19 protein-coding genes are annotated in these 22,454 nt (G+C 69.5%); 9 read left to right on the top strand and 10 right to left on the bottom strand.

Features of this window, described 5'->3' with window-relative positions:
• Nucleotides 1-265: 265 nt before the first annotated feature.
• Nucleotides 266-718 carry a transposase family protein gene (locus IE107_RS22425; RefSeq protein ID WP_189545640.1) on the top strand — a complete coding sequence of 151 codons (453 nt, stop codon included), beginning with the start codon at nucleotides 266-268 and terminating at the stop codon, nucleotides 716-718.
• 130 nt (nucleotides 719-848) lie between these two features.
• Here the strand turns inward: IE107_RS22425 and IE107_RS22420 are convergent, their stop codons facing one another.
• Genes IE107_RS22420 through IE107_RS22405 form a run of 4 tightly spaced genes read right to left on the bottom strand, consistent with a single transcriptional unit; the run spans nucleotide 849 to nucleotide 6,334 of the window.
• Nucleotides 849-2,084, bottom strand: a complete 1,236-nt coding sequence (locus tag IE107_RS22420) for a TniQ family protein (protein ID WP_189545639.1) — start codon at nucleotides 2,082-2,084, stop codon at nucleotides 849-851.
• Nucleotides 2,081-3,334: an AAA family ATPase gene (locus IE107_RS22415; RefSeq protein WP_189545638.1), complete on the bottom strand. Its 1,254-nt coding sequence runs from the start codon at nucleotides 3,332-3,334 to the stop codon at nucleotides 2,081-2,083. The genes IE107_RS22420 and IE107_RS22415 overlap by 4 nt, the downstream gene beginning before the upstream one ends.
• Nucleotides 3,312-5,579 carry a transposase gene (locus IE107_RS22410; protein ID WP_189545637.1) on the bottom strand — a complete coding sequence of 756 codons (2,268 nt, stop codon included), beginning with the start codon at nucleotides 5,577-5,579 and terminating at the stop codon, nucleotides 3,312-3,314. The genes IE107_RS22415 and IE107_RS22410 overlap by 23 nt, the downstream gene beginning before the upstream one ends.
• Nucleotides 5,579-6,334 carry a TnsA-like heteromeric transposase endonuclease subunit gene (locus IE107_RS22405; protein WP_229867164.1) on the bottom strand — a complete coding sequence of 252 codons (756 nt, stop codon included), beginning with the start codon at nucleotides 6,332-6,334 and terminating at the stop codon, nucleotides 5,579-5,581. The genes IE107_RS22410 and IE107_RS22405 overlap by 1 nt, the downstream gene beginning before the upstream one ends.
• Nucleotides 6,335-7,249: 915 nt before the next feature.
• Between IE107_RS22405 and IE107_RS22400 the strand changes: the two genes are divergently transcribed.
• The 7 genes from IE107_RS22400 to IE107_RS22370 all read left to right on the top strand — a co-directional run bounded on the left by IE107_RS22400 (nucleotide 7,250) and on the right by IE107_RS22370 (nucleotide 16,135).
• Nucleotides 7,250-10,051, top strand: a complete 2,802-nt coding sequence (locus IE107_RS22400) for a hypothetical protein (RefSeq protein WP_189545636.1) — start codon at nucleotides 7,250-7,252, stop codon at nucleotides 10,049-10,051.
• 215 nt (nucleotides 10,052-10,266) lie between these two features.
• Complete coding sequence (locus IE107_RS22395) at nucleotides 10,267-11,121, top strand: alpha/beta fold hydrolase (protein ID WP_189545635.1); 855 nt, start codon at nucleotides 10,267-10,269, stop codon at nucleotides 11,119-11,121.
• 215 nt (nucleotides 11,122-11,336) lie between these two features.
• Nucleotides 11,337-12,245: an aminoglycoside phosphotransferase family protein gene (locus tag IE107_RS22390; RefSeq protein ID WP_189545634.1), complete on the top strand. Its 909-nt coding sequence runs from the start codon at nucleotides 11,337-11,339 to the stop codon at nucleotides 12,243-12,245.
• A 191-nt stretch (nucleotides 12,246-12,436) separates the two neighbouring features.
• Complete coding sequence (locus tag IE107_RS22385; protein ID WP_189545633.1) at nucleotides 12,437-13,516, top strand: MerR family transcriptional regulator; 1,080 nt, start codon at nucleotides 12,437-12,439, stop codon at nucleotides 13,514-13,516.
• 253 nt (nucleotides 13,517-13,769) lie between these two features.
• Nucleotides 13,770-14,390 carry a hypothetical protein gene (locus IE107_RS22380; protein ID WP_189545632.1) on the top strand — a complete coding sequence of 207 codons (621 nt, stop codon included), beginning with the start codon at nucleotides 13,770-13,772 and terminating at the stop codon, nucleotides 14,388-14,390.
• A gap of 152 nt (nucleotides 14,391-14,542) precedes the next feature.
• Nucleotides 14,543-15,559 carry a UDP-glucose 4-epimerase GalE gene (galE, locus tag IE107_RS22375; protein ID WP_189545631.1) on the top strand — a complete coding sequence of 339 codons (1,017 nt, stop codon included), beginning with the start codon at nucleotides 14,543-14,545 and terminating at the stop codon, nucleotides 15,557-15,559.
• A gap of 114 nt (nucleotides 15,560-15,673) precedes the next feature.
• Nucleotides 15,674-16,135: a DUF2199 domain-containing protein gene (locus IE107_RS22370; RefSeq protein ID WP_229867181.1), complete on the top strand. Its 462-nt coding sequence runs from the start codon at nucleotides 15,674-15,676 to the stop codon at nucleotides 16,133-16,135.
• 20 nt (nucleotides 16,136-16,155) lie between these two features.
• On the opposite strand, the gene IE107_RS22365 is transcribed toward IE107_RS22370, so the two are convergent.
• From IE107_RS22365 to IE107_RS22345, 5 genes are all read right to left on the bottom strand, one after another.
• Entirely contained in the window at nucleotides 16,156-16,797 is a 642-nt protein-coding gene (locus IE107_RS22365) for a TetR family transcriptional regulator (protein WP_373302472.1), read from the bottom strand.
• A gap of 163 nt (nucleotides 16,798-16,960) precedes the next feature.
• A complete protein-coding gene (locus IE107_RS22360) occupies nucleotides 16,961-17,740 on the bottom strand; it encodes a TetR/AcrR family transcriptional regulator (protein ID WP_189545628.1) in 780 nt (259 codons plus the stop codon).
• A 151-nt stretch (nucleotides 17,741-17,891) separates the two neighbouring features.
• Nucleotides 17,892-19,142, bottom strand: a complete 1,251-nt coding sequence (locus tag IE107_RS22355; protein WP_189545627.1) for a GNAT family N-acetyltransferase — start codon at nucleotides 19,140-19,142, stop codon at nucleotides 17,892-17,894.
• A gap of 87 nt (nucleotides 19,143-19,229) precedes the next feature.
• A complete protein-coding gene (locus tag IE107_RS22350; RefSeq protein WP_189545626.1) occupies nucleotides 19,230-20,213 on the bottom strand; it encodes an asparaginase in 984 nt (327 codons plus the stop codon).
• Nucleotides 20,214-20,259: 46 nt separating this feature from the next.
• Nucleotides 20,260-20,868, bottom strand: coding sequence for an RsiG family protein (locus IE107_RS22345; RefSeq protein WP_189545625.1), 609 nt, complete (start codon nucleotides 20,866-20,868; stop codon nucleotides 20,260-20,262).
• Nucleotides 20,869-20,984: 116 nt separating this feature from the next.
• On the opposite strand from IE107_RS22345, the gene dtd reads away from it, so the two are divergent.
• A complete protein-coding gene (gene dtd, locus IE107_RS22340; RefSeq protein WP_189545624.1) occupies nucleotides 20,985-21,434 on the top strand; it encodes a D-aminoacyl-tRNA deacylase in 450 nt (149 codons plus the stop codon).
• Between the two features lie 42 nt (nucleotides 21,435-21,476).
• Here dtd and ygfZ read toward each other — a convergent pair whose 3' ends face one another.
• Complete coding sequence (ygfZ, locus tag IE107_RS22335) at nucleotides 21,477-22,442, bottom strand: CAF17-like 4Fe-4S cluster assembly/insertion protein YgfZ (protein WP_189545623.1); 966 nt, start codon at nucleotides 22,440-22,442, stop codon at nucleotides 21,477-21,479.
• Between the last annotated feature and the right edge of the window lie 12 nt (nucleotides 22,443-22,454).

Raw genomic sequence — 22,454 nt, 5'->3', positions numbered from 1 at the left:
TCATGTCATATTTTTTCTGGTGATGGTCGTCCAACTGGTTGGCTATGCGCTTCGAGTTGCAATGAGGGAATGCCGTATTACGGGCGAGGGAACCTGCTTCACGGGATCCTTGTAAGTCCATTTGGCCTCACGGCCCCGGCATAGTTGACCTTTGATCTTTTTGGGCTGCTCGTCCGTGGAGTGAGGTGGCAGGTTGCCAGGCGAGCGCGGCCTCTGATGATCTTTCAGGTTCCTACGCCAGAAGATCGTCTCAGGAGCCGCGCTCGTGCCCGCATCCTCCCTGATCAGCCCTGCCCTTGACCAGCTCGCCGACCTCGCATGGTGGGAGGCTGAGCTCGCCTCCGACCCTGTGGCAGCGGAGTCTGCGCTGGTCGACAGGCTGCGGCAAGTCCCTGACCGGCGCGCGGAGCGAGGGCGGCGGCATCCCCTGGTGCTGGCCGCGTGCGCGACGCTCGTGGTCGGCGGCGACCCCATGACCGCGATCTGGCAGTGGGCCGCCCGCGCCCCGCAGGCCGAACTGGCCCGTATCGGTGCCCGGTACGACCCGCTGACCGGCCAGTACCTCGTACCCAGCGAACGTACCTTCCGCCGCGTGCTCGCCGACCTGAACGCCGACGCCCTGGACACAGCGACCTGCGCATACGTCACCGAAGTCGCGGCCGGAACGGCACCAGCGCCCGAGATCCCGCGCGCGGTTTCCAGGGTTCCGGCACGGTAGACCATGCGGCCGAGGGCGGCTTCGATGGCAGTCAGGTCGGCGGGCACGTCATGCTGGTCGGCTGTCATGGGCGCAACATTCCCACGCTCAGCGCTTCAGTTAACGAGTCCCGCCAGATGGAGCGGCTCAGTCACATGGGAGTGAGTTCGGGGTGCTCGCGAACGAGACGTTCTCTGCCCCTCTTCCAGACGTCGTGTTTGTGGTGGCTGAGCGTGACCCGCAGCGGCTGTGATGCGTGGAGTGCTCGTTGCAGGTGGGCCATGGTGGGTTCGATGCTTCGAGCTCGGCTGATGAGCGGGCTGAAGATGGCGAACGTGGCGTCGTAGTCGGTGGCGAGGAGTTGTTCGGCGATCCCGAAGACGGCTGCGGCGGCCAAGGGGTCGATGGGTGGATCGGTGTAGGCGGTGGAAGGGTGCCGCTTGCCCGGTCTGTCCCTTTGCCCCTGTGCGGCGATGCGAGCGTTCTCCGCGGTGCGGGCGACTGCGTCAGCCAGGGTCGGGGTGTGCGCGTAGCCCTGGGTATCGGGCCAGGACAGGAGGATCAGCCAGGTCACCGCTCGGAGGTCCAGGAAGTACTGGGCGGCGCTCTGCTGCCAGCCGACACTGCCGATGACGGCCGGACCGTGAGGATTGTGCAGGTCCAGGAGCCGATTCTGCAACGCGAGCACGACGCTCATGGTGGCGTCGTCGACTGGCCTGCCGGCAGTCGTTGTGAGGTCATTTTTGCAGGTCGGGGGCTGTGGGGCCCGAAGGTAGCGGTTGTGCGTCGGAGCGCGGCAAAGGGTGGGGTGAAGGGGCTCTGCCGCTGCCCGGGGCAGGAAGTTCGTGGCGTCCGTGAGTGCCGCATTCCCGCACTGAGGACATGCGTTGTGCAGCAGGGCTCGATGGTGGGGGCAGGCGAAGACGGTGGGGAGGCGCCAGTGCCGTTTCCAGGGTCCGCCGAGTTGGTTCTGGATCGGGCTGCCGTCGCCGGTGAGGCAGTCGGGGCAGTATCGGGTCCATCGTCCGAAGAACCACCGAGCGTTGCGGACGAGGGGCCTGGAGTTGGAGTGGGACATGAGTTCGGGGTTGAGGGGGCCGTAGCGGTCTCCGAGCGGGAACGTGAACAGGTTGGTGGCCTCGACAGCGCTGAGGCGAGTGGTGCGGATGAAGTTCGCGAGGGGGCTGTCGTCGGCCCGGTGCAGGAGGCGGACGGGCAGAAAGACGTTCGAGTTGGTGCCGGATCGCCGGGCAAGGCCGGTGCGGGCCGCTGTGTGGGCGACGGGGACGTGGAGTCGGCAGGAGAGCCTCAGTAGGTAGCCGGGCAGGCTTTCGTCGCTGAGCGGGGCCAGGCTGCGGGGCAGTTCACGCAGGTCGGACTTGGTCACGTTGCTTCCGCGGCTCGGCCGGTGTCGTCGAAGACGGTGTTGCGGCCCCGGCGGCGGGGAGTGCGGGGGCCTGGTTCGGTGGTCTCAGGGATCGGTGGGATCTCGGATGGGTCCCGGTCGGTGATATTGCCCAGCCGGATGGGGATGGCGGCCAGTTGTTCGGGGGTGATTTTCTCGGTGCCGGACTCGATCGCGTCCGTGCTGCCGTCCTCGATGAGCCTTTTGAGCAGGCCGACGATGCCGTGGGTGCGGCGGTAGAGGTACTCGGGCATCTCGCCCTCGGTGAGCATGCCTGGCCAGGTATGGAAGAGGCGGAGGCGATCCTCGATCCCGGCGAGGTGGTCAAGGAAGGCAGCGATGCCGTCGGTGGTGTCGTAGTCGAAGGGGTCGAGGTCGACCAGATCGAAGCGGCGTTCAGTCTGCGTGGCGGCGGCCGGGTTGAAGCTCTTGCCGGTGCTGACGGGCGGGACGATCCACTGACCCGTGCGGGGGTCGGGATAACCACCCCTGACCAGGCCAGAGTTGGGAATGTCAACGCCGATGAGGACGAGGGTGACGTTCAGGTCCATCAGCTCGCGGATGAGGTCGAGGGTGTCCTGGTCGTCTTCACGGTGGAGGCGGAGCCTGGTGATGTCGTCCAGCAGCAAGGTGGTGGTGCGATGGTCGCGCAGGGAGTCCCTGACGGCACGGATCATGCTGTTGAGCGTCTTGGGGAGCGGGGCGCCGAAGAAGTCGAGGATGACAGCGCAAAGCCCCTTCGGTGTGGCACGCACCGGGGTGCGGCAGTAGGCGACGGGAACGAAGAGGTCCCGGGTTCCTTCGGTCGGTGGGGGCAGGAGCTGGCGGTGCAGATCGCGCCAGACGTCCTCGAAGGCGGCCGCGGCGGCGCAGGCCGTCTCGGTCTTGCCGAGGTAGCCGCCGCCGCTGATCATCAGGCCGTCGCGGGTGCCCGGTTCGAAGTTCAACGCGTTGTTCCGCAGCCGGCCACGCATGAGTTTGGTGATCCTCGCGCTCATCGGGGTCTCCAGCAGCCCGATGTTCATATGGGTGGCGGTGCGGTGCAGGTCGTGCAGAGCTCGGCGCCGCGGGCTCATGGCCGTGTACTGCTCCAGCGAGAGCTTCGGGGCGGGAGTGAATAGGTCGCGTTGCTCGCGCCACTGGCGCCAGCCTTCGCGACGGGTGCGGTCCGGCGGCGGTCCGGCCCGCAGAAACGGGACGATTCCGCTGTCATCTGGTGCTCGGTCCGCCATCGGGCAGGCCCTCCTCATCGTCCTCGGGCAGCAGGAACAGATCATGTGCGCGCGAGGACGCACCGAGCGGAGGCGGCGGCTTGGGCCGGGTCGGGACGGCCCGTTCGCGGCGGTGACGTCGTGCGCTGTCGATGCTGGCGTCGGCCTGTCGGGCCCTCTCCGGCCAGTGCAGTGGGGTCACTACCGCCCCGGCCACCGCCTGGTGGCGGACCGGGGTTTCCGGTGTCGTGCTCACCGGGCGGTCGCTCTGGGCGGCGTGTGCCTGGCCGACTTCGCGGGCGTGCTCGATCCGCGCGGCCTTCGGCATCCGGGTCTTCCACTGTCTCACCGGGACGCGAGAGCCTAGCAACTCCACAAGGACCGGCAGCAGTTCATCGTCCGTACGGGGTCGCAGGCCGCAGGCTTCTGCCTTCTTGAGCAGTTCACGTACGCGTGCGTCACCGAAGGCGGGGGCTTGGCCGTCGGGCGGCAGGCCGGTCCAGGCCAGGGCGTGCCACTCGTGGGTGAGCGGGTCCTGGAAGAACACGCTGCGGCGGTCTCTGGGGTCCCGGCGGATGACCCACTGGCCCTTGTGCCGGCCGCCACGGGTCGAGCGCTGGCCCCGGTAGGAAGCCAGAGCAGGGCTGTCATACCAAAGCCCGCGGATCTTCACCCCGCGCCGGGCGTCGATCTTCTGGACATAGTGAACAGGCAGCAGTTCGTAGAACAGCTCCGGAGAAGGAACCTCCATCGCGAAGCCGGCCTGTGCGAACGAGGCGGCGAACAGCGAGTTGGGGCTGTGACCGCCTCCGGGGTCCCAACTGGGCGCGTACTCGCCCAGCCGGCGCCGTTGCCAGACGGCAACGATCCATGTGGCGATCACGTGCTCCATCTCGTCGACAGTCAGCACCGCATCGCCTTCAGGGTCGGCGCCGCGATCAGCGGGGTCGATGCCGGTGTAGCCGGGCAACTGCTCGAACAGCAGCGACCTGACCGCGCCGAACGCCCGCTCGCAGGCGGACTTGTCCGTGGGACGCAAGACACGGCTGGGAAGGATGTTGCAGCCGAGCACCCGCTGGACATCGACCAGGTGGTGGTTTCGGTAAACAGACCCGTGGTCGGTGGTCACGGTCTCCGGAGCGAAGAACGGCAGACCGGCGACCTTGTGCCCGGCGAACTCTGCGACCACCGCGGCGGGCAGGCCCGGGTAGGGCCACTCAAGTTCCTCGCCCCAGTCGGATCGCATGGGCAGCGGCAGCATGACGTCCCGCAGCAGCATCGCGACGTCCACCGACTGGTCAGAGACCAGGGTGAGCCGGAAGGCGCAAAGGGAATGCGTGTGCACATCCATGGCGAGGGTGAGGTGGCACTTCACCGGGTCGCCGAACACACCCTCGCGGACCATCACGGGCAGCACCGTTGTGTCCAGGGCGATCACCTGGCCGGGTCGGTGGACGAGCACGTGCCCGTTCTTCGCGGGCAGTTCGGCCGAGCGCGCATAGCGCTGGCGGGCCCCTCCCGGTCCGAACCACTCGCGCCAGACGCCCCACAGAGTCTGATAGCTGGGGACGGTGACATCCCGGTCGGGGAAGGTCTCGCGTACGTACTGGTGGATCATGCGTGTCCGGGTCCGCATGGTCACCTTCGAGCGGTGCAAGGTCTCCGCGCGGACCGCGAAGATCGCCTCGCGGATCTCCTCGGTGATGCTGGGGTGGCCTCCGCTCTCACGCAGCCAGCGCTCGTCTGCGCAGCCGATTAGCCCGGCCTCGCGGCGTCGGTGGTCCCAGCGGATCAGGGTTCGGTAGCCGACCCGGTCCAGGCCCAGGATTTTGGCCTGCTGCCGGTCCATGGCGGCGAGTTCGGCGACCTTCGCGAGGCGGCGGGCGGTCAGCGTCGTGGTGGCCGGGTCGTACTCCGGTTTCGGCTCCCCCGGCCCCGGCCGCAGCGGGTCGCCGCTACGGAAACCGGTCTCCACCTCCAGCAGATGAGCCAGCCGGCATGCGGCGATCTCCCGCCGTCCCGGTTCCAGGTCCGCCTGCGTCTTGGGCTGACGGCCCCGGTCGGCGCCACGAGCCGCAGTCGTGGAGGAGGGACGGCAGTTGGGGTGATTGACAAGGAAGCGGAAGCTCATCGGCTGCCGGGTGCCGTCGTCGCGGACCAGGTGGACCCGGCCCAGTTCCGGCTCCCGGCGTTCGACCGTCCATTGCGTGCCGTCCAGTACCAGAGCAGCACCGGGAGACAGGTCCAGGACACGGGCCGCTCTCATCACGCCTCCTCAGCTGGGTCGGTCACCACGGATCGGTCGCCGAACCGCCTACTCAGGTCGCAGCCGAGGCGCCGGTGCCAGAGCAGATGCAGGAGCTGAGCGCGGGCCAGCGGCGGAAACGGCGCGGTGTCCACGACCTCGCCGAATGTTCCGCCGTCGCGGGCCGCAGCCACAAGCGTCGGCCGCAGCCCCAGCGGGTCGGACAGGGGTCGACGCTGGGAGGAGAAGGCGTCGACCGCAGCGGTGACGTGCTCTTTCCAGCCCGCGGCGACGGTGTAATGCCAGCCGCAGGCCATCGCGATCTCGGCGGACGCGGCGAATGCCTCCAGGTCCTCCGGAGCGATGAGCGTGTATGGCCGTACGTCGATCAGCCAGATACCAGTCCGTGTCACCGCCAGGAAGTCCGGGATGTGTCCCCTGCGTCCGGTCGCGGTATCGAACCGCAGCCGCATGGGCTGCGACAGCACGTCGACAAGGCCGGCCGCGAAGTCGAGGACCAGGAGCAGGCGTGCCTCCTCCAGACTTTCGGCCCCGTGATGACGGCCGGTGCTGACGAGGAATTGCAAGTTGGGGCGATGCCGCTGGGCCCTGCGCCAGGAAAACCGACGCATCGGCGTACCGTCCGCGATACGCGTGAGAGCCAGGTCCCGCACGGTGCACGACACCTCGCCGCCCGCTGTCCGCCAGGTCGCCGTCCAGCGGCGGGTCCACTCCGCCCCGAGATCAAGACCGTCCCTGCCCGGTGCCACGGACACCGGAACGAGCAGGTCCTCCCACCCGCAGCTGTGCGACCACAGGCCCCCGCCCCAAGCCGCGGCAGGGGACGGTGGCTGTACAGGGGAATGTGCTCCGTCCACACCAGCAGACGACCATGGTCGAGGGCGGCAAGCGGACCAGTCTCCGAACCTGGTGACAACTCGACCTGGAAACGCCCGGAAGTGACAACTACCGCGTGATTCTGGTGACAGAAAGAGCTGGAATCCCGCGAGAGCATCCCAGGTCAGAGGTCATCGCTGGTGACAACTAACGCTGGAAGTCACACCCCGTGCGCCTGAGCTGACGTGTCTCGCTGAAGGCGAGCCAGTCCCGGTCTGACCGACCCATCGCCGCACCCCGCTGTTTACGGTCGTTCCACCTGGTCAGCGTCGAGTGGGGTGCTCGATGAGGCTGAGGACGGCCGCGATCCCATGGTTCGCGCACACACACCGACCGATGTCGCACAGCGGATCACGGAACGACTCGATCAAGAAGAACGTCAGCTGATGCCGTTTGACGAGAAGTGCACGCGGGTTCCGGACACCCGGTCAATACAGCCCGGGTCGGCGCTCCTCGGGCCGATCTCCGGCCCGGAGCGTGAGGTGATCAGTGACAGTAGGAGTCAGGGAGCGGCGGGAACCTGCCAATGTGGCGCGAACAAGCTTGATTGAACGGGGAATTGGGATGGGAATCAGGGAATAGGGAATCGGTGCCGTCACGCCAAGACCCGGTAGGGTCGCCGGTCCCCAGGACTGGGGGCAGACGTGGACGCATGGGACAGCGCATCAGTACCGTCCGAGCAACCACCGCTTCCCCCCTACCCTTCGTTCCCACCACTTCCCCCGCAAGCGCCGCACCTCTCGCCACCGCCAGCGGGCAGTCGGGCGTCCCGGGCGGCTGGAACGCTTGTCCGGTTGATCAAGTCCAGTCGCTGGTACTGGCGTTGGGGCGTCCTGGCGCTGGTCATGGTGCTCGTCGCCGGTCTGATGACCTTTGTGCTCCGGCCACGCGAGAAGACGCCCACGCAGCTGGCCTCGGCGGCCACGGAGAGCCTGCGTGCCTGGCGCGGGGTCACCTATGCGGGTACCACGGTGAACGGCAACGGCGCGATCATCAGCTTCCGTCTGACGGTCACCCGCGACGGCACTGCGTACGGAACCCTGAGCCGTGACTCGGGTGCATACGCGGAGCTCGCTGTGAGCCCCGAGCGAACCCTTCTGCGCGGCAACAGCCAGTGGTGGTTGGAGCACGAGCCGGGCAGCGCCGAAGCGCTGGCCAACACCTGGGTGGCCGACCCGCCGCAGGGGGTGATCGGCCTGGCCGAGCTGTCCCGGATGACTCCGACGGCGCTCGCCGACGCCCTCTCGGGCAAGGACTCCGACGGTCCGTCCGGGCGGCCGTCCACGTGGCGCCGGACCGTGGCCACGTCGGTGAACGGCCGTCCGGCGAAGGTACTGACCGACGGCACCCTGCGCATCGTGGTGAGCGCGTCCCCTCCGTACCAGCCGCTCTCGGTCGGCCTGCCGGGTTCCGCTGGATCTCAAGGAGCCGCCACACCCGAACCTGCGCCGGACGCCTCGGATGCGCGCACTGCCGTCTTCCGCTCCGGCCCGCAGGACGGTGCCGCACGGTCCGTGGGCCAGGTGCAGTCCGCAGGTCACGTGACGGCGGCGGCCGGTGAGCCCGCGCCCGCCCCGGCCCTGTCGTCTGCGGTCAGCGAGCCCGACAAGGCCCAGGTGCAGAGCACAACGGAGAACGTACGCCGGGTCGACACCTCGCACGAGCAGGCCGAACCACTGAGCCAACGTGTGGCGGCCCAGACGGATGTGGCCGTACAGCTCTCGACATCGTTCTGCAGCACTCCGAGCTGCCCGGCCACCGTGAACGTGACCAACCAGGGGACCGCTCCGGCCAGCGGCACGGTGATAGTGACCGTAGCCGGACAGACGCCCCTGAACAGTCCTGTTTCCGTGCCTCCCGGCGGGAACCGCACGCTGACGGCTACGGCGACGAATACTGCACCGCCCGGCCAGACGATCCAGGTGAACTGGTCCGCAGTCTTCTACGAAGCGAGCGTCATGGGCGACGACCCGGCGCTCGTCAAACGGCTGATGGGCCGCGGTTTCAAGCTCAATGAGCCACTGGGCGACCAGCGGGCCAACGACAGCAAGGGCAAGCCCGTCCTGCAGCTCCTCGACGCCATGACGGCCGACATCGGCCCGCGTACCAGCCCCGAGGTCCGCGAGAGCCGGCTCAACAATGTCGGCAAGACGGTGGCCAATCTGAAGCAGCAGGGAGCGTTCGAGCCGTTCTACGACCTAGCCGTGAACACCGACAACCTGAGTGTTGCCGGCGAGAGCGGCATTACCGAACTGGCAGCCAAGACAGCCCGGCTCTCCGTCTCCGACCGGCGGACGCTGCAGTATGCGAGCGATCTGGCGCGCGCGGGGAGCAAGGTCGTCTGGGGCAGCACCTACAAACCCGAGGGTTCCACGGACGGGTACAAGGCCGACCTCCAGAACCTGACCGGCAAACAGACCATCCAGCGCAAGGCCGTGTCCGGGGGCACGGACGCGGTCGTGAACGACTTCGCGGCGGCGATCAACGAACTCTCCGGTACCGGGGTGGTCCCGCCCGGCTTCGACAAGGTCGCCTGGATCGACATCGACCCGAACGCCTCCACCGTCCTGGCCGGCAGTGACCGGCAGGCACTGGTGAAGGAGCTCAGGAAGCTCAAGCTCGACAAGTACTGCAACGGCGCGGGCGGGCCCGCCTTCGACGCGGCCGTGTTCACCACCTATCCGCCCGGCTCCGACGGCACCCCGCAGCGTACGAACAGCGTGTTCACCTGCAACGAACTGCTGAGCAGTGCCGTCGACCACCGCAAGTACATCCAGGACGAGATGGTCTGGAAGGCCAACAACGACCCGGTCTGGTACTCCGCCAACTACAAAATCGACGGCCGCCGACGGAGCGAGACCACCACGGAGAACGGCGTCACGCTGCCGAAACTCGCCAAGGACAACGAGAACCACTGGATCTCCAAGAACAAGCTGCCCTCGGCACCCGGCGCGAAGCTGTCCCCCGCGACGTCCGTCGACCCGGGCTCGGTCGGTGACAGAAAACGGAGCAGCCTGCTCAACAAGATCGCTGACCATCGCAAGACGTCCGTGGATCTCACCAACGCGGAACTGAAGTTCAAGAAGAACGGGACCGCGGCCAATGGGCGGACACGCGACAAGGCACTGCAGCACTACCAGAAAGAACTAGGCGTCACGCCCAACAACAGCCGCATATCCGAGCGGCTCGGCGAGAGCGCGGCCCGCTACCACGTCGTCCCGGAAAAGTTCCGGGGAGCCCAGTGGATCCCCCTGCCCAAAACCCCCAATGGTGCCGATGCGTTCGACCAGCTGTACCGGCTCAAGGACGGCAAGCTGCTCATCGTCGAGGCCAAGGCGCCATCAAGCGGTCTCGGCTGGCGTCAGGGGAAGGGCCGCCAGAAGAACAAGATGGTCCAGCAGGGAACCAGGGAGTACGTGGAGACGATCATCGAGGCGATGAAGGAGCGTGCGGCGAAGTCCCCACGGGACGGCAAGCTGGCGCATGACCTGGAGAAGGCGCTGGAGCAGGGCGAGCTCCGCTATGTCCTCGTGAAGGCGAAGGATGGCGGCAGCTCCTACGCGGGTGCCACCCTGCAGGAGTGCGTCATCTACTAGCCCGGCGCTGCGGGCAAGCGGATCTTGTCTCCCCCGCCGCCCCACGGGCTCTCGCCGAGTCCCACCGCCGCATCCCTGTGCAGGCGCCCCCGCGAGGCGCCGGCCGCACATGGCTCGGCACCGCTGTCGAAGCCACAGCCGGAAAGACCGAAGCCCTCGTGAGTCCTCTGAATCCTCGATCTTGCTCCGGAGATCGTTCTGTTGGAGGCTGAGGCATGCAGAATCTGCCGACATTCGTCTTTGTTCACGGGGCCTTCGCGAATTCGTTCTCGTTCGCACCGCTTCAGGCCGAGCTCGCCTTGCTCGGGCACCGCTCGGTCGCGGTCGACCTCCCGGGGCACGGATTCGAAGCGACCTTCCCCGCGGCCTACCAGGCTCCCCAGATTCTCGACGCACTCGCCGCAGAACCGGGGAGCATCAAGGGAGTCACGCTCGCCGACAACACCGCCCGCGTGATCGAAGTCCTCGAACGGGCCAAGAGGAACGGGCCCACCGTCCTCGTCGCCCACAGCAGGGGCGGCATCACGACCACCGCCGTCGCCAACGCCCGGCCCGAGCTGATCGACCGAATCGTTTACGTCGCCGCCTGGTGCCCCGTCGATCTGGACGTGAGCGGCTACTACACCCAGCCGGAGATGGCGGACGTCGACGCGGGAGCCCTCGCTGCCGCGCTCGTCGGGAACCCGGCCGAACTCGGCCTGCTCCGGACCAACTTCCGCACCGCCGACCCGGCAGCGCTCGCCGCGTTCAAGCAAGCGCTCGCCGCGGACCTGACCGATGACGAATTCCGGACCTTCCTGAACACCTTCCAGCCCGATGAGAACCTCGACGCCGGTACGTCCGCCGACCGGGCACAGGCCACGACCTGGGGCCGGATTCCCAAGACCTATGTGCGCCTGGCCGCCGATGCCAGCGTTCCGCTCGCCGTGCAGGACCGCATGATTCGCGAAGCCGACGCTCTCACACCCGGCAACCGCTTCGACGTCCGGACACTCGAGGGGAGTCACCTGCGCTGGCTCGTCCACCCGAAGCCCGCCGCCGAGTTGTTCGCAGACCTCGCAGCGCGCTGACACTCCACCGGGCGCCCGGCGGTGCTGCAGGTGCGCGGGGCCGGATCGCATGAGCAGGCCCGGCCCGGCGCACCGGCACCTCCGGGTCCAGTCGGATCCCGCAGGCCCGCCCCACCGGGAACGCCAGGGCGTCGTCACTCCGAGACCTCCGAGGCCACGACCAGGGCTGCCAAAAGTCGCTGGCTCCCGCTCCGTCCAGCGCCGAGACTTCCGACGTGACGCTTCACGAGAACGAGATCCCTGTCGACGAAACGCTGGTCCGGTCACTGCTGAAGGCACAGCGCCCGGAGTGGGCCGGCCTGCCGTTGTCGCCCGCAGGTGCAGGCACGGACAACACCATGTACCGGCTGGGCGACGACCTGCTCGTGCGCCTTCCACGAACCGCCGACACCGGACAGTCCGTGCGGAAGGAACAGAAATGGCTTCCCCGCCTGGCGCCCCTCCTTTCATGTCCGATACCCGAACCCGTCCACGCCGGGACGCCCACCGACGCCTTCCCACTGGTCTGGTCGGTCCACCGCTGGATCGACGGCGTCGAAGCCGGGCCGGACACCGTCCGGGACTGGACCGCCTTCGGAGCCGACCTGGCGGCGGTTGTGCGGGAGCTCCACGAGATCGACCTCATGGGAGCGACTCGCGCAGATGACCTCAGCTGGTACCGCGGAGGCGGCCTGGAGCCGTGTGACCAGTGGATCAGCAGATGTCTCGACGACTGCCGAACCACCGTGGCTCCCGAGCTCGACGTCGATGCCCTGGAGCAGTTGTGGCGAGCCGCGCTCGCACTCCCCGAGCCCTCCGGAACGCATGTGTGGCTCCACGGCGATCTCAAGCCGACCAACCTCTTGGTCCGGAAAGGCAAGCTCCACGCAGTCATCGACTTCGGCGGACTCTCGGTCGGCTTTCCCGACGCCGAGCACTCCACACTCTGGGACCTGCCGCCACAAGCACGACAGGCCTACTGGGACGCCTTGAACCTCGACGACGTGACCTGGACCCGCGCCCGCGCCTGGGCGATCGCGGTGGGCGTCAGCGGGATCTCCTACTACTGGGAGACCTTCCCCGCCTTCGTGGCCGAATGCCGGGCGAGGCTTCAGGCGATCCTCGCTGACGCCGCTGCGCGTTGAGTTGCCCCCGGCCCAGGAAGGGGCATGTCCGGGGCGAGACCGAGGGAGAAGCCCCGGCTGAGCTTGACGCAGAGTGACTGCATGCAGCGCCTCGGGCGCAACCGGGCAGAGCGCTCGGTTGACCTTCACCTCGGGGGAAGCCACAGCATCGGTGGGGCCGGGCGATGTGCTCGGCATGAGGAGGAGTGAGCATGGGGTTGCTGACCATCGGGGCGTTCGCGAAGGCGTCCCGGCTGTCGCCGAAGGCGCTGCGTCTCTACGACGAGCTCGGCCTGCTGCCCCCCACCCGCGTCGACCCGTTGACCGGCTACCGCCTCTACGCACCGGAACTGCTGGAACAGGCCCGACTGGTCGCCTGGCTCCGGCGCCTGGGCATGCCCCTGGCTCGCATCCAGCAGGTCTGCACGCTGGAGTCGGCCGCGGCGGCACAGGAGATCCGCGCGTTCTGGGCTCAGGTCGAGGCCGACACCGCCGCGCGGCGGGACCTCGCTTCCTTCCTCATCGACCGTCTTTCCCGGAAGGACCCCGCCATGACTCCGACCACCAAGCCCCTGGGAATCCATTACGCCGCCCTTTCCGACAGGGGCCTCGTCCGTGAGAGCAACCAGGACACCGCCTACGCCGGGTCGCGCCTGCTCGCCGTGGCCGACGGCTTCGGCAGCGCGGGGGCCTCGGCCGGTGCGGCCGCCATCGACGTGCTCAAACGCCTCGAAACCGGCGGTATCCCGTGGGGCGAGCTTCTCAACGTCCTCGAAGACGCCGTGGAGCAGGCCGAGCAGGCCGTCAACGGCGTAGCCGGACCCGGCTCGTCACCCGAAGAGGCCGGCACCACGCTCACCGCGATGTTCTGGACCGGATCGCAACTGGCCCTCGTCCATATCGGCGACTCCCGCGCCCACCTCCTGCGCGACGGAGAGCTGTTCCAGATCACGCACGACCACACCGTGGTGCAGTCGATGGTCGACGAGGGGCGCATCAGTCCGGAAGAAGCCGTCTCCCACCCCCAGCGGTCGCTGTTGGTACGGGCCTTGGGGCATGGCGCCGACGGCACCCCCGACATGCGCCTTCACGACGCCCAGCGGGGAGACCGATATCTGCTCTGCTCCGACGGTCTGTCGACCGTCGTGCAGACCGAGGAGATCTGCCGGGTACTCCGCGAGGTCGGAGAGCCCGAGCAGGCGGTCCGCGAACTCGTCGCCCTCGCCAACCGCTCCGGCGGCCCGGACAACGTCAGTTGCGTGGTCGCCGATGTCGTGGAGCTCCAGCAGTAGAAGCGCACAGCGTGCACCGGACATCGCACTGCCTGCGGTTGAGTGGGACATCGACGGGAGAGGCGTCCGAGCGTCAGCGCCCGGTCGGCCGCGGTGCGGGCGTCCGAGATCACGGTCGTGTGGCGGGCACGCGTGGCGCCGCGATCGGAGCGCAGTACGACCTCCGGGTCGAGTACGGCGACGAGCGCCCCGAACAGGAGCCCAGTTCTGGGTAACGTATCCGGAAATATCCCCATGCCGGAGACGGATCCTCATGGCTGACGACAGGGACGACGAGAATGCGGCCGCCGACCCCGCGGCGCGAAAGCGCGGGCTCGGGCGCGGGCTCCCGCGCGGCGGTGCCTCGGTGGTGCCGAGGACCGCCGTGATCGCGGGCGGCGGAGCGCTGGCGGTCTGGGAGCCCGCGTTCACGCTCGGCGCCTACAACGTCATCTTCTACTACCAGATGCTCACCCTCTGGGCGGTGTCGACGGCCGTGCTGCTGTCCGGCTACCTGATGCGCGAGCGCGGGCCTCGCCACGGTTGGATGTACTGGGCGTGCCTGGCACTGCCCAGCGCATGGCTCGTCTTCGCCGCGGTCGTGCCGCGCAGCGGCGGGTGGCAGGGCGAAACGCTCTTCCTGATGGGCGGCATCATCAGCGTCATCGGCACCCCGTTGCTGACCTGGGTGCTCCTCCAGCTCCTGCTGTTCGGGGAGTCGGAGCTCTCCGTGAAGCAGCGCAGGACGGTCGTCGGTGTCGTCGCGCTCGTCGGCGTACTGGCCTTCCTGCTCGGCGAGTTCAACCATGTCTTCCTCACCTGCGGGGACTTCGACATCAGCGGCAACAGCGTCCCCTCCGGCTGCCGGCCGGGCCACGCCTCGCCGCTCGGCTGACCCACGACGGCCGTTGCGGGACGGCCGAGCAGTACGGATGTGACGTTCCGGCCCTCCTGGCGCAATGCTGCCCCCGGCCGACCCGGCATCGCCGACGAGATCCAAGGCGTCCGGATACGATCGCCCCTCGATCCCAGAGAGGCAGGCACGGCATGAAGGTCCTGATCGCCGGAGGCGCGGGGTACATCGGCAGCACGATCGCGTCCGCCTGCTCGGATGCCGGGATCACCCCCGTCGTCCTCGACAACCTGGCCACCGGCAGACGGGAGTTCACCCGGGGCCGGGCCTTCCACGAGGGCGACATCGCGGACGGCCCCCTGATCGACCGGATCTTCGCCGAGCACCCGGACATCGACGCCGTCGTCCACTGCGCGGCGCTGATCGTGGTCCCGGATTCGGTCGCCGACCCGGTCGGCTACTACCGGGCCAATGTGGCCAAGAGCCTGGAGTTCGCCGGGCATCTGCTGCGCAACGGCTGCACCCGCATGATCTTCAGCTCGTCCGCCTCCATCTACAGCGCCGGTGCGGATCTGACCGTCGACGAGGACTCCCCCGTCGACCCGCAGAGCCCGTACGCGCGCACCAAGGCGGTGTGCGAGGCGATGTTCGCCGACATCGCCGCCACCCAGCCGCTCCGGGTGCTGTCCCTGCGCTACTTCAACCCGGTCGGCGCGGACCCGAAGCTGCGGACCGGACTCCAGCTGCGGCGTCCGAGCCATGCCCTGGGCAAGATGATCCAGGCGTGGGAGGAGGGCGTTCCGTTCCAGGTCACCGGGACCGGCTACCCGACGAGAGACGGTTCCGGCATCCGGGACTACGTCCATGTCTGGGATCTGGCCGCCGCGCATGTGGCCGCGCTCGGCGCCTTCGACACCGTCCTGCCGGCGGCCGGCTCACTCGCCGTCAACCTGGGCACCGGCACGGGCACCACCGTGCGTGAACTCCTCGATGCCTTCAACCAGGTGGTCGACACCCCCGTGTCGTCCGTCGATGCCGAGGCCCGGCCGGGCGATGCGGCGGGGGCGTACACCCGGAGCGACCGGGCGGAGCGGCTGCTGGGATGGCGGCCACTCCACTCGCTGGCGGAGGGCATCCGCCACTCCCTGGAGTGGGCCGCCGTACGCAAGGACGTGCTCGACGGCCCCGCGCAGGCGCGCGGCCCCGCGTAGGCCCCCGCTCCGTACGGCCGCCTGGGAGCAGGGGACAGCCCTTAGGATCCGCCCATGGCTATCGACCACGGCTACACCTGCTCCTGCTGCGGCGAACACCACGCGGAACTCCCGATGGGGTACTCGACCATGGCGCCCGACGTCTGGGACGCGAGCCTGGAGAGCGACCCGGACAGCATGCTCTCCTCCGACCAGTGCATCGTCAGGCACGAGCACTACTTCATCAAGGGCCTGATCGAGATACCCGTGTTCGGCAGCGAGGAGCCGTTCTCCTGGGGCGTCTGGGTCTCGCTCAGCCGGGAGAACTTCGCCCGCGCCCTCGATGTGTGGGAGACCCCGGGCCGCGAGTCCGAGAAGCCGTACTTCGGCTGGCTGAGCACCGAGCTGGGGCTGTACTCGCCCCGTACGACCAACCTCAAGACCAACGCCCACACCCGCCCGATCGGCCGGCGCCCCCGCATCGAGCTGGAGCCCACCGACCACCCCCTCGCCGTGGAGCAGCGCACCGGCATTACGCGCGACCGGGTGCGGGAGATCGCCGAAGCGGTGCTGCACGCCGACGACGCCCGGGACTGAACCCCCGCCGGGACCCGCTGCTACCGCTGTGCCCCGAGCCCCGTCCGCAACTGCACGAAGGCGAGCTCGGCCGACGCGACCGCGTCCGCGTACACCTGTTCCGCGCTCTCCCCCGCGTCGATCCGGCGCCAGTTCTCCAGGGCCAGGATGCGCTGGACGGCGATGATCTGGCCCGCGGCCAGCCTGTCCTCCACCCGGCCGCCCAGCTCACGGGCGAGTGCCGCCTCCGAGCGGCTCTGATAGGCGTACAGGCGGGCCACCAGGGACGGCGTCCCGTACAGGAGGCGCTGGTACGCGAGCACCTGCGGCACATCGCAGAGCCCGGTGACCGGGTCGCCCCGCTCCAGCCCGTCCAGGAAATTGCGGCGCAGGGCGTCCAGCGGGGATTCGGTGTCCGCACGGGCGGCTACCACCCGGGCCGCCTCGTCCTCGTGGTCGGCGAACCGGTGCAGGACCAGGTCCTCCTTGGCCGGGAAGTACCGGAAGAGTGTCGGCTTCGAGATGTCGGCCGCGGCCGCCACCTCCGCCACCGAGACCTTGTCGAAGCCCCGCTCCAGGAACATCGCGATCGCGGCTTCGGAGACCGCCTGGTAGGTCAGCCGCTTCTTCCGTTCCCGCAGACTCATCTGCTCGTTCCCGGGCTTCTCTCCGTCCATGACCATGAAGCGTACGCCCCGGGCCTCGAGCGGACTTGGTCTCCGGGAGCGGTCGTACACGCCCCCGACCAGCCGGGAAACCACAACTGGAGGGGCATAATCCGCATGTGTGCGGTGGTGACCGGGGTGAGCCACGTTGACACCGGCTCAGGCGGGTGGCCGGCGGCCCTCAGGCCCGGGACCGGGCCCTCGCCTCCACCAGGGCCTCGATTCCGTCCAGCACCCGTTCCATCCCGAACCCGAATTCGTCCTCGGGCTCGCGCGGCGTCGCCAGTGCCCGCGACTCCACCAGCCGGGAGAGCGCCGGATGGCGTACGGGGTCGACGAGCCGGTTCAGAGTGCGGGTGTACCCGTCCCTGACCTCCTGCGCCGGAATGCCGCGGGCTTCCACGGCGGCCGCGAGATCGCCCGTCAGCAGCGCCTCGTTCCGTACGAACCCGTTGACGAGAAGGATGACGGAAACCTCCTCGCCCGCGTCCAGTCCGGCGCCTTCGAGGGCCCGGAGGCCCTGCTCCCACCAGGCGAGGGAGTTCGGGCTGGCGGGCAGATCCGGGACGGGGATGCGGAGCATCCACAGATTGCGGTGGAACACCCGGCGCTGCGCCCACGCCCACTGCGTGAGCGCCTCCCGCCAGCCGGCACCGCTCTCCGGTGCGGGCAGCGGGGGCGGCGGGCCCATCGCCGCCTCCTGCATCAGCACGTACAGCTCACCCTTGGCGGACACGTACCGGTAGAGCGACATCGTCGAGGCCCCCAGCTCCTTGGCGACCCGCCCCATCGACACCCCACCGAGCCCCTCGGACGCCGCCACCGCCACCGCGGCGTCCACGATGCGCGCCAGACTCAGCCCCGGCTTCGGCCCCTTGACCGGACGCGCCCGCAACCCCCAGGCGGCCTCGATACTGGCCGGCAGGCCCGTACCGCCCGACAGACCCTTCTCCTCAGTCACCTGAACCCCACTCCGCCGGTCCGAGCCACGCCGCGGGCCGGCTCGTCACCCCGCTCGTACGGCGTTCCACCCTTGGCGCCCATCCTCGTCGTTCGTACGGCTCACACGGCGGTGCGCCGAGCCGGGGACCCCGGGGGTCGGCCGGTACGCCTCAGAACATGTCCGGGCACCACGCCCGCCGCCCCGCCCGCAGCATCGCCTCCGCCGTCGCCACCGCGCCCGGCGTGAGTTCCTCGACGCACCCCAGGGCGGCCAGCCGGGCGGGGGACTCGTCGCCCAGGTAGAGGGTGCCCAGTTCCCGTACGTCCAGGGCGAGGTCGGCGTCGGACGTGGTGGGGGTGCAGGTGGCGCCGGAGGCGGTGGCCTCCAGGCGGTAGCGGCCGGTGGTCAGGCCCGTGGTGTCGTGGATGTCGAGGGTGAGCGTGCCGGGTACCGCGTAGGTGCGGGCCTCCAGTGCGCGTACGACGTCCAGGACGCGCACCCACAGCCAGTCCGCCTGGGTCACGATGCGGGCCGCGCGCGGGTCCGGGAGGAGGAGGGGCAGCAGGTCGTCGGGGGCGCGGTAGCCGGAGCGGACCGTGGTGATCCAGTCGATCGAGCAGACGAAGTGCCACAGCGCGCGCTCGGCGGCCGGGGTGACGGCGATCTGTCCGAGCACCGTGGCCCTGTTCAGCGGCTGCTTGGCGTCGCCCCACTTGTCGTCGGCGCGGTAGACGATCAGGCCGTCCACCTCGCCGGCCGCGTTGGTGCAGATCGCGAAGAAGGGCTCCGTCCAGGGCTCGGGGCCGGGCTGGATCTCGCCGGTGTTCAACGCCCACCAGCGCGCGTCGCGGTTGATCGCACCGTGCTGCCGGGCGCGCAGCCGGTCGTGGAGCAACGGGCCCAGCTTGCGTACGTCCGCGCCGCTCACCAGGTCGATCCGGCCGCCGTCCCGCTCGGACGGGCCCGACCAGCGCGGATCGAGACCCGTCCTCGGTACGTCGATCTCCCACTCGGTGGTCCAGGCCGCCGGGCCGAAGCCGTACCGCCCGTAGATCGGGTACTCGGCGGCGATCAGCGTGGCGACCACGTCACCGCGCTCCTTCGCCGCCGCGAGGTCCGTGGCCATCATGCGGTTGAGCAGCCCGCGGCGGCGGTGGGTGGGCGACACCGTGACGTTGGAGATGGCGTCGGCCGGCACCGTCGCGCCGCCGACGACCGTGAGTTCCTGCGCGAAGGAGCGGAACGTGGCCACACACCGGCCGCCGTCGAACGCGCCCTGCGTGCGGGCGAGATCCGTGTGCGGAAGGCGCCTTTCCGCCTCTTGTTCCGTCCCTGTCGGCGCTTGCAGAAAACCGGTGTGCTTGGCGCGCAGCCAGTCGGGGAACTCGGCGGCGGTGATCGTACGGACGTCAGGAACCATGCGAGCCACGCTAAGCACAAGGCACGCGGTATGTCGCCCGGTTTTCCGCCACCCCGGAAACGGCCGGGCCGGCCGGGTCGGAACGGGTCAGAAGGCCGCGCGGATCTCGCCGACCTCCCCGCCCCCGCCCAGCAGCGGAGCGTGTCCGATCCGGGAGACCACCGGGGCGTCGATGCCGAGCAGCCGCAGCGCTCGGGCCAGTACCGGCCCGAGCGCCCGCGTCGCGCCGTCTTCGACCTTGAAGGCCAGCGCCCGGCCGTCCGCCAGCGCCACCGCCTGCACCGCCTCGGCCCCCATCTTGGAGAGCGTGCCCGGCACCTCCCGCATCAGCCAGGTGTCGGGGCGACGGGTCCCGGCCACGTACTCGGGGTGGGCCCGCATCGCATCGCCCACCCGGCGCTCCGCCGTCCCCGGCTCGGCCAGCACGAAGGAGCGGAAGGCCCGCGCCAGGCCCACCAGGCTGATCGCCATCAGCGGCGCCCCGCACCCGTCCGTACCGACCGCCGTGACCGGCTCGCCGGCCGCCTCCTCGACGACCCGGTGGACCAGCTGCTGGAGCGGGTGCGACGGGTCGAGGTAGCTCTCCCGGTCCCAGCCGTTCACCGCGCACACCGCGAGCATCGCCGCGTGCTTGCCGGAGCAGTTCATGGTGATCGGCTCCCGCACCCGGCCCGCGGCAAGATACGCCTCCGCCTCCGCCGGGTCCAGCGGCAGATCGGGCGGGGTCCGGAGGTCACCCGGGGTCAGTCCGTGCTCGGCGAGCATCGTGCGGACGAGTTCAAGGTGGAAGTCCTCGCCGGAGTGGCTCGCGGCGGCCAGTGCCAGCCGCTCCCCGGACAGGTCCAGCCCGGCCCGCAGCACGGCCGCGGCCTGCATCGGCTTGTTGGAGGAGCGCGGGAAGACCGGTGCCGTCGGATCGCCCAGCGACCGTTCCACGCTGCCGTCGGCGGCCAGCACGACCAGCGAGCCCCGGTGACGGCCCTCCACGAAACCGGACCGTACGACCTCGGCCAGGACGGGGAGATCGGGGGATATGGCGGACGGGGCGGCGAGGACGGCGCTGGAGGTCATGGTGGCCTTCCGGGGACGGGCGGAACCCGCCCCCGGAAGGATCGCTTCAGGCGAGCAGGTCGTCTACTTGTGCTTCACCGTCACGGTACCTGCGGGCGATCTCCGCGCTGCAATCGTCAGCGGTGCGTTGCAGCTGGTAACGGCGGCGCGAGACCTGCTGTTCGTAGCGGATCAGGCGCCCCATCGCGGTGTGCAGCTCCTCGTCCGTACGGGCGTCGAGGTCGGAGAGTTCGACCTCGGCGAGCGTCTCGGCGGCCAGTCGGCGGTACTCGTCGCTGCGCGGCGTGCTGAGCGTGACGTGCCGGGCGGAGGAGCGGTGCTCGGACGGGGGATCGGCGAGGATCTCCGAGAGCCGGTCCACCACCGGCGCCTCCGGGTCCAGCCGCCGGGCCAGTTCGGCCCGCAGGATGTCGATCCGGCCCTGCACCAGCCGACGCACATAGCTGAGGTCGGCCTCGTCGCGCTGCGAGTCGCGGCGCAGCGTGCGCAGCTCCGGCAGCCGCAGGGCACCCAGCTCGGGCTGCGGCCCGGCGGACAGACCGTCCTCCAGTCCGTGACCGGTCCGCTGCACGGGTGGGCGCATGGTGCTGGTGCTGGCGCCGGTACGCGTGACCGGTACGGCGCCGGGGGACTGCCCGGTTCCATAGGTACTCATGCTTGTGTCCATCCCCTCGACCGGTGCGTCGGCACACCGCCTTCCGAGCATGGTGCCACTCCAGTGGGCCTATGTGGATGCTCTGTACCCGTTCAGCCCAAGATAGGTTGGTCTGTATGCGTGCAGTGATACAGCGGGTGGACGGCGCGAGCGTCACGGTGGCCGACGGCCCGGACGGGTCCGGCGGGCCCGAGGTGGTCGGCGAAATCGTCGGCGAAGGGCTGTGTGTGCTGGTGGGAGTCACCCACGGCGACACCCCGGAGAAGGCGGCGCAGCTCGCCCGCAAGCTCTGGTCGCTCCGCGTCCTGGAGGGCGAGAAATCCTGCTCCGACGTGAATGCACCACTTCTGGTGATTTCGCAGTTCACTCTCTACGGGGATGCCCGGAAGGGCCGCAGGCCCACCTGGAACGCCGCGGCGCCCGGCGAGGTCGCCGAACCGCTGGTCGACGAGGTGGTGAAGCAGCTGCGGGCGCTGGGCGCGCAGGTGGAGACGGGCCGGTTCGGAGCGGACATGCGGGTCTCGCTCACGAATCACGGCCCGTTCACCGTCCTCGTCGAGGTCTGAGCCTCCCGGTCCGCACGGAAGGCACTGCGGTACGTCGAGGCCCTACGGCTCGACGACCGTCTCCTGGGAGGCGGCCGTGTCCCCCGCGAGCAGCTCCGCGTCCACCGCGACGTTCCGCTTGACCAGGGCCAGCGCGATCGGCCCGAGCTCGTGGTGGCGGGCGGACGTGGTGATGAAGCCCAGCTGGCGCCCCTCGGCACCGTCCGCGGCGAGCCGCACCGGTGTGCCGTGTCCGGGCAGCACGACCTCGCTGCCGTCGAGGTGCAGGAAGACCAGCCGACGCGGCGGCTTGCCCAGGTTCTGCACCCGGGCCACCGTCTCCTGGCCGCGGTAGCAGCCCTTCTGGAGGTGTACGGCGGTGCCGATCAAGCCCAGCTCGTGGGGGATGGTGCGGTGGTCGGTCTCGAAGCCGAGGCGCGGGCGGTGCGCCTCCACGCGCAGTGCCTCGTACGCCAGGATGCCGGCCACCGGGCCGTGCGCCGCCGCGTACTCCTCCAGGTCGGCGCGGGGCAGGAAGAGGTCCCGGCCGTACGCCGTCTCCCGTACCGTCACACCGTCCGGGGTCTCCGCGATGGAGCCCGCCGGCAGGTACACCACGGCGAAGTCCTCGGTGCGGTCGGCGACTTCGACCCGGTAGAAGAACTTCATGGACTCCAGGTAGGCGATGAGGTCGCCCTGGGTGCCCGGTTCGGCGTGCATCCACACCGTCTCGCCGTCGTCGACGAGGTAGAGGGCGTGCTCGATGTGCCCGTTGGCGGTGAGGATCAGGGCCTCGGTGGCCTGGCCCGGGGCGAGTTCGCTGACGTGCTGGGTGAGCAGGAGGTGCAGCCAGGCCAGCCGGTCGTCGCCGGTGACGGTGACGACCGCGCGGTGCGAGAGGTCGACGAGGCCGGAGCCGTCGGCGAGGGCGCGCTGCTCGCGGAACAGGTCGCCGTAGTGCGCGGCGACGCCTTCGTCGCGGCCTTCGGCGGGGACGGCGCCGGGCAGGGACAGCAGGGGGCTCTTCATGCGACCAGCGTA

It is taken from the genome of Streptomyces gelaticus (assembly GCF_014649535.1).
In the GTDB taxonomy this organism is placed as follows: domain Bacteria; phylum Actinomycetota; class Actinomycetes; order Streptomycetales; family Streptomycetaceae; genus Streptomyces; species Streptomyces gelaticus.
Note: the sequence above shows the minus strand (reverse complement) of the source record. Positions and strands in the feature narration are given on the sequence as shown.